General features: G+C 32.4%; 1 pseudogene. It reads right to left on the minus strand.

Going from position 1 to position 253, the window contains the following annotated elements:
- Nucleotides 1–128: 128 nt before the first annotated feature.
- Nucleotides 129–253 (minus strand): annotated as a pseudogene (locus E4T71_RS10395) (IS5/IS1182 family transposase); the annotation flags it as partial.

Here is a 253-nt window from a genome sequence, read left to right on the forward strand (position 1 = left end):
ATTTTCCTATGGTGCTGTGCATTCTTTTTATCTTTCAGGGCTTGCTTCAATTCGCTAATTTGATATTCATTTAGTTCGACTTTCATACCTTATAGTATACAGCTATTTTTGTTTTTTTGTTAAGTATGAATTTTCACTTCTGATGCATCAACTATGATAGTATCGGTATCCTTTACTTTTCCTTTTTCAATAGTGAAACCACTTTGAACTAAGACTTCTTCAACCCAATGACTACGACGAATAAGGTTGCTTT

Source organism: Streptococcus sp. WM07, from assembly GCF_004570525.1.
Lineage (GTDB): Bacteria > Bacillota > Bacilli > Lactobacillales > Streptococcaceae > Streptococcus.